The 6456-nt window shown below is 70.0% G+C and carries 4 protein-coding genes; 3 read left to right on the top strand and 1 reads right to left on the bottom strand.

Annotated features, from left to right (window positions below):
• The first annotated feature begins 582 nt into the window (after nt 1–582).
• From ACFVWR_RS18760 to araA, 3 genes are read left to right on the top strand one after another with little or no spacing between them, the layout of a single operon-like run.
• On the top strand, nt 583–2217 hold the full coding sequence (locus ACFVWR_RS18760; RefSeq protein WP_387215848.1) for a xylulokinase: 1635 nt from the start codon (nt 583–585) through the stop codon (nt 2215–2217).
• Nucleotides 2214–2975: an L-ribulose-5-phosphate 4-epimerase gene (locus ACFVWR_RS18755; protein WP_387215845.1), complete on the top strand. Its 762-nt coding sequence runs from the start codon at nt 2214–2216 to the stop codon at nt 2973–2975. Before ACFVWR_RS18760 ends, ACFVWR_RS18755 begins: the two co-directional genes overlap by 4 nt.
• Complete coding sequence (gene araA, locus ACFVWR_RS18750) at nt 2975–4507, top strand: L-arabinose isomerase (protein ID WP_387215842.1); 1533 nt, start codon at nt 2975–2977, stop codon at nt 4505–4507. The genes ACFVWR_RS18755 and araA overlap by 1 nt, the downstream gene beginning before the upstream one ends.
• A gap of 105 nt (nt 4508–4612) precedes the next feature.
• Here the strand turns inward: araA and ACFVWR_RS18745 are convergent, their stop codons facing one another.
• A complete protein-coding gene (locus ACFVWR_RS18745) occupies nt 4613–6394 on the bottom strand; it encodes a beta-galactosidase (protein WP_387215839.1) in 1782 nt (593 codons plus the stop codon).
• Nucleotides 6395–6456: the final 62 nt, after the last annotated feature.

The raw sequence follows: 6456 nt of genomic DNA, 5'->3' as shown, positions 1-6456 counted from the left end.
CGACCGCAACGGCCACATTCGACAGGATGCGCCACGTTCGACGCGCCCGACGCGCCCGACGCGCTCGACGCGAGCGCACACCATCGACGTGGCGGCAGCCGACTGTTGCTCTCCGCGCCGAGTGTGCCCACTGCGGTCGAGCGTGGCCGGTGCGCCGGGCACACTCGACCGGAACGGCCACATTCGACAGGATGCGCCACATTCGACAGGATGCGCCACATTCGACAGGATGCGCCACGTTCGCCGGGACGCGACACGTCTGTCGCGCCCGACGCGCCCGACGGGAGCGCACACGATCGACGTGGCGGCAGCCGAGTGTTGCTCTTCGGGCCGAGTGCGTCCGGTGCGGTCGAGAGTGGCCGGTGCGCCGGGCACACTCGACCGGAACGGCCACGTTCGACGGGATGGGCACACTCGACCGGAACGGCCACGTTCGACGGGATGCGCCACGGTCGCCGCGTCGCGTGGTTCGGAGGGGGCGCGCAAAGGTTGCGCAAGCGTCCGGATTGACAGGGATGGGCGGCTCCAGAGATACTGGGGACGCAATGTGACCGGTCACAAAGTCGTGAAGGAAGTACCAGCGTGTCGACAGACGAAACCTCCGCCCGACATCGGGAGACCATCCTGCAGGGTCGGACTTCCCTCGGAATCGAATTGGGGTCGACACGCATCAAGGCCTGCCTCGTCGACAGCGACGACCCGTCGACCGTGCTGGCCGTCGGCTCCCACGAGTGGGAGAACCAGTTCGCCGACCGAATGTGGACATACTCTCTCGACGCCGTCTGGTCGGGGCTGCAGGCGGCGTATGCCGAGCTGACCGCCGACGCCGAGCGACGTCACGGCGTGCGGCCGGAGACGTACGGCGCGATGGGCGTCTCGGCCATGATGCACGGCTACCTCGCGTTCGACGCGAACGGCGAGTCCCTGGTGCCGTTCCGCACCTGGCGCAACACAACGACGGGCCGCGCGGCGGCCGAGCTGACCGACCTCTTCGGCGTCAACATCCCGTTGCGCTGGTCGATCGCCCACCTGCACCAGGCCGTCATCGACGCGGAGCCGCACGTTGCTCGCCTGAGCTCCCTCACCACGCTCGCCGGCTACGTGCACTGGCGACTCACCGGGCGTGAGGTGCTCGGGATCGGCGACGCCTCCGGCATGTTCCCCATCGACCCGGCGACGCACGACTACGACGCCGGGCTCATGGCCCGCTACAACGACCTCGCCGCCGACAGGCTGCCCGTCGTATCCCTCGCCGAGCTGCTCCCCGAGGTGATCGTCGCGGGGAACCCCGCCGGCACGCTGACGCCCGAGGGGGCCGCGCTGCTCGACCCGAGCGGAGCACTGCGGCCGGGCGCCGTCTTCTGCCCGCCCGAGGGCGACGCGGGAACCGGGATGGTCGCGACGAACTCGGTGGCCCCGCGCACGGGCAACGTCAGCGCCGGCACCAGCATCTTCGCGATGGTCGTGCTCGAACGCCCGCTCGCGAAGCTGCACCACGAGCTCGACCTCGTGACCACTCCGGCCGGGGATCCCGTCGCCATGGTGCACTGCAACAACGGCGCCAGCGAGCTAGCGGCCTGGGTCGGACTGTTCAGCCGCTTCGGCGAAGCGGTCGGCAGCGAACGCGACACGGATGCGGTCTACGACACCCTGTTCCGCGAGGCTCTGCAGGGCGACAGCGACGCCGGTGGCCTCCTCGCCTACAACTACCTCGCCGGCGAGCCGATCACCGGCCTGCCGGAGGGCCGACCGCTCGTGGTCCGCACGCCCGAGAGCCGGTTCACGCTCGCGAACTTCATGCGCGCACAGCTCTACGGGGTGTTCGGCACCCTCGCGCTCGGGATGCGGGTTCTCGCCGAGGAGGGCGTCGCGCTCGACCGGATGTTCGCCCACGGCGGCATGTTCCGCACGTCCGGGGTCGCGCAGCGCTTCCTCGCCGGAGCGCTGGACGCGCCGGTCTCCGTCGCGGACACCGCGTCGGAAGGCGGGGCCTGGGGCATCGCGGTGCTCGGCGCCTTCGCCACGCGCGCCGAATCGACGCAGGAGCTCGACGCGTACCTGACCTCCCACGTGTTCGGCGGCTTCGCCTTCGAGACGACGAACCCGCATCCGGACGACGCGCGAGGGTTTGCGACCTACCTCGAGCAGTACCGCAGCGGACTCGCCATCGAACGCGCCGCCGTCGACGCGATCCCCCCGAAAGGACACACGGCATGAACGACACAGCCCCCGCCACGGGTAAGAATCCGGCTGCCGAGACGCCGGCTGCCGAGAACCCGGCCGCAGAGACCCCGGCCGTTCGGGCGGTGCGCGAGCAGGTCGCCGCCCTGCATGCCGAGCTCACCCGCAACGGTCTCGTGGTCTGGACGGGCGGCAACGTCTCCGGGCGGGTGCCGGGAGAAGACCTGTTCGTGATCAAGCCGAGCGGGGTCGACTACGACGACCTCGCGCCCGAGAACATGATTCTGTGCACCCTCGACGGCGAGGTCGTTCCCGGTTCGCTGGGGGCGGAGCGGTCCCCGTCGAGCGACACGGCCGCGCACGCGTACGTGTACCGCAACCTGCCCTCCGTCGGCGGCGTCGTGCACACGCACTCGACGTACGCGACAGCCTGGGCGGCGCGCGCCGAATCCATCCCATGCGTCATCACCGCCATGGCCGACGAGTTCGGCGGAGACATCCCCGTCGGCCCGTTCGCCATCATCGGCGACGACTCGATCGGCCGCGGCATCGTGGCGACCCTCGAAGGCCACCGCTCACGCGCCGTGCTCATGCAGAATCACGGGGTCTTCACGATCGGCAGCGACGCCCGTGACGCGGTGAAGGCCGCCGTCATGACGGAGGACGTCGCGCGCACCGTGCACATCGCCCGCCAGGGCGGGCCGCTGGTCCCCATTCCGCAGGAGGCGATCGACCGTCTCTTCGACCGCTATCAGAACGTCTACGGGCAGAGCCCAGAAGGAGCAATCGACTGATGCCGAGCAGAACCAAGGCAGCCCTGCCGACCACCCTCGACCACTACGAGGTGTGGTTCCTCACCGGAAGCCAGCACCTGTACGGCCCGGAGACGCTCGCGCAGGTCGCCGACCAGTCCCGCGCCATCGCCGAAAGCCTCGGCGCCTCCCCCGACGTGCCCGTGCGCGTGGTGTGGAAGCCCGTTCTCACCGATGCGGACGCCATCCGTCGCACGGCCCTGGAGGCGAACGCCGACGACGGCGTGATCGGGCTGATCGCCTGGATGCACACGTTCAGCCCGGCCAAGATGTGGATCGGCGGGCTGCAGGCGCTGCAGAAGCCGCTCCTGCACTTCCACACGCAGGCGAACGTCGAGCTCCCCTGGTCGGAGATCGACTTCGATTTCATGAACCTGAACCAGGCGGCGCACGGCGACCGGGAGTTCGGCTACATCCAGTCGCGCCTCGGCGTTCCCCGCACCACCGTGGTGGGCCACGTCTCCGATCCCCGCGTCACGGCCCGCATCGGCACCTGGCTGCGTGCCGCCGCCGGCCGGGCCGCCGTTCGCTCTTTGAAGCTCGCCCGCTTCGGCGACAACATGCGCTTCGTCGCTGTGACCGAGGGCGACAAGACGGAGGCCGAGGCGCGCTTCGGCGTGCAGGTGAACACCTGGAGCGTCAACGAGCTGGCGGATGCGGTGGCCGCAGCGACCGAGAGCGACATCGACGAGCTCGTGGCCGAGTACGAGGAGCTGTACGACGTGGTGCCCGAGCTCCGCAAGGGCGGCGACCGCCACAGCTCTCTGCGCGACGGGGCGGCCATCGAGCTCGGTCTGCGCTCGTTCCTCGAGGCCGGCGGCTTCGGCGCGTTCACGACGAGCTTCGAAGACCTCGGCGCGCTCAAGCAGCTCCCGGGCCTCGCCGTGCAGCGGCTCATGGCCGAGGGCTACGGTTTCGGCGCGGAGGGCGACTGGAAGACCGCGGTGCTGGTGCGCGCGGCCAACGTCATGGGCGCAGGGCTCCCCGGCGGCGCATCCCTGATGGAGGACTACACCTACGATCTCACCCCGGGGCAGGAACTCATCCTCGGCGCTCACATGCTGGAGGTGAGTCCGAGTCTCACCTCGAGCAAGCCCACGCTCGAGGTGCACCCGCTCGGCATCGGCGGCAAGGACGACCCGGTTCGCCTGGTGTTCACGGCCGACCCCGGCCCCGCGGTCGTCGTGGCACTCTCCGACATGCGCGATCGTTTCCGCCTGGTGGCCAACGTGGTCGAGGTCGTGCCGCCCACCGCCGCGCTGCCGAAGCTCCCGGTCGGGCGGGCCGTCTGGAAGCCCGCCCCCGACTTCACCACGTCGGCGACGGCGTGGCTCGAGGCCGGCGGAGCGCACCACACCGTGATGTCGACCGCCGTCGGCATCGAGGCTTTCGAGGACTTCGCTCGGATGGCCGAGAACGAGCTCGTCATCATCGACGAGTCGACGACCCTCCGCGACTTCGCCAAAGAGCTCCACTGGAACGCCGCATACTACCGCCTGGCCCGCGGCCTCTAACTCGGCTCCCCACCCCCAACCGAAATGCCGGAGTTCTTGCCCGATCGGGGCAAGAACTCCGGCATGCCGGTCAGTCTGTCAGCGGGTCGCCCGAAATGTCCGACCCTAGAAGTCGGTGTGCCCCAGGCTCGGCTCGCTGACGAACCGCACTTCGGTCGTTCCCGCGGCATCCAGTTCCAGCACCACGATTTCGTTGACCCCGCGCCGAACGACCCCTGCGGGCAGGAACAGGGTGCGCTGCGGCCCGCGGCTCCAGTACCGCCCGAGGTTGAAGCCGTTGATCCACACCACGCCTTTGCCCCAGCGCGAGGTGTCGAGGTAGAGGGCTGCCGGCTCATCGACCGAGAACGTTCCCGACGCGAACGCCGGCCCGGCCAGCGCGGGGCCCGCGAGCGGCGCGCCATCCCGTGCCGCCGCAGAAGCCAGCAGGGCGGCGCGAACGGGTTCGAGCGAGTCGAGCCCGATCGGCAGGATGCCCCACCGGCTGAGCTCCTCGCCGTTCAGCAGCGCGGGGCCGATCAGCCCTTTGGGCTCACCGATGCGGGGGCCGTAGTCGACCCGGCCCTGGTCTTCGACCAGCAGCGTCAGCGTTCCCCGGCTGGGCGCGAGCGTGATCGCGCGGTCGTGGTGGTCGCGGTCGAGCGTGCCGATGCGGGCGCCGTTGACGAGAACGTGGGCGCGGTCGCGCACCTCCGCGAGTTCGAGCACGGCCGGTTCGGCCACGTCGATCTCCGTGCGGTACACCGCGAAACCCGTGTAGTGGTCGAGCGCATCCATCGTGGGCAGCTCGTCGGTCCAGGTCCACTCGCCGAGGCGGTCCATGACCGTCAGCAGGGGCACGGATGCGGTCAGCTCGGCCTCGACGACGGGCGCCGGCGACGCCGCGGCCGGGACCTCGTCGGGCAGTTCGACGAACTTGCCGAGCACCTCGCGGAACGCCCAGTACTTGGCCGTCGGGTTGCCTGCCTCGTCGAGCGGGGCGTCGTAGTCGTAGCTGGTGATGAGCGGCTGGTACACGCCCTTGTCGTTCGCGCCGTTCGTGAACCCGAAGTTGGTGCCGCCGTGGAACATGTAGAGGTTGACCGAGGCACCCGCGTCGAGCAGGGCCTCCAGGTCGGCCGCCGTCTGGTCGAACGGGGTCGTGTGGTGGTGCGCTCCCCAGTGGTCGAACCAGCCGTCCCAGAATTCCGAGCACATGAGCGGCCCGGTGGGCTGGTGGCGGCGCAGGGTCGCCAGCCGTTCGAGGGAGCGCGAGCCGAAGGATGCGGTCTTGTGCAGATCGGGCAGCGAGCCGTTGTCGAGCATGGCGTCTTCCGGCTGGTCGACCGTCGTCAACGGCACCACGATGCCCGCGGCGATGGTGCGGTCGGTCAGCGCGCGCAGGTAGTCCTTGTCGTCGCCGTACGCGCCGTACTCGTTCTCGACCTGCACCAGGATGACCGGCCCGCCTTCGGTGATCTGCAGCGGCGCGACGATGGCGAGCACGCGGTCGAGGTAGCGGCCGACGGCGTCGAGGAACTTCTGCTCGCTGCGGCGGATGCCCACCTCGGGGTCGGTGAACAGCCAGGCGGGGAGCCCGCCGTTGTCCCACTCGGCGCAGATGTAGGGACCGGGGCGCACGATCGCGCGCATCCCCTCGGCGGCCACCGCGCGCAGGAAGCGGTCGAGGTCGAGGCGGCCCGACGCATCCCACTCCCCCGGCCGCGGCTCGTGCGCGTTCCACGGCACGTAGGTCTCGATGGTGTTGAGACCCATGAGCCGCGCTTTGCGGATGCGGTCGGCCCAGTCGTCCGGGTGCACCCGGAAGTAGTGGATGGCGCCGGAGAGGATGCGGAACGGCCGCCCATCGAGGACGAAGTCATCGCCGACGATCTCGAACGTGCTCATGGGGAAAGAACTCCTTGTGATACGGATGCGGTGCGAGCGTGCGATGCGTGGCCGGCCGGAAG

The organism is Leifsonia sp. NPDC058292 (assembly GCF_042880955.1).
Lineage (GTDB): Bacteria > Actinomycetota > Actinomycetes > Actinomycetales > Microbacteriaceae > Leifsonia.
The sequence above is the reverse complement of the archived record's forward strand: the minus strand, read 5'-3'. Positions and strand labels throughout refer to the sequence as shown.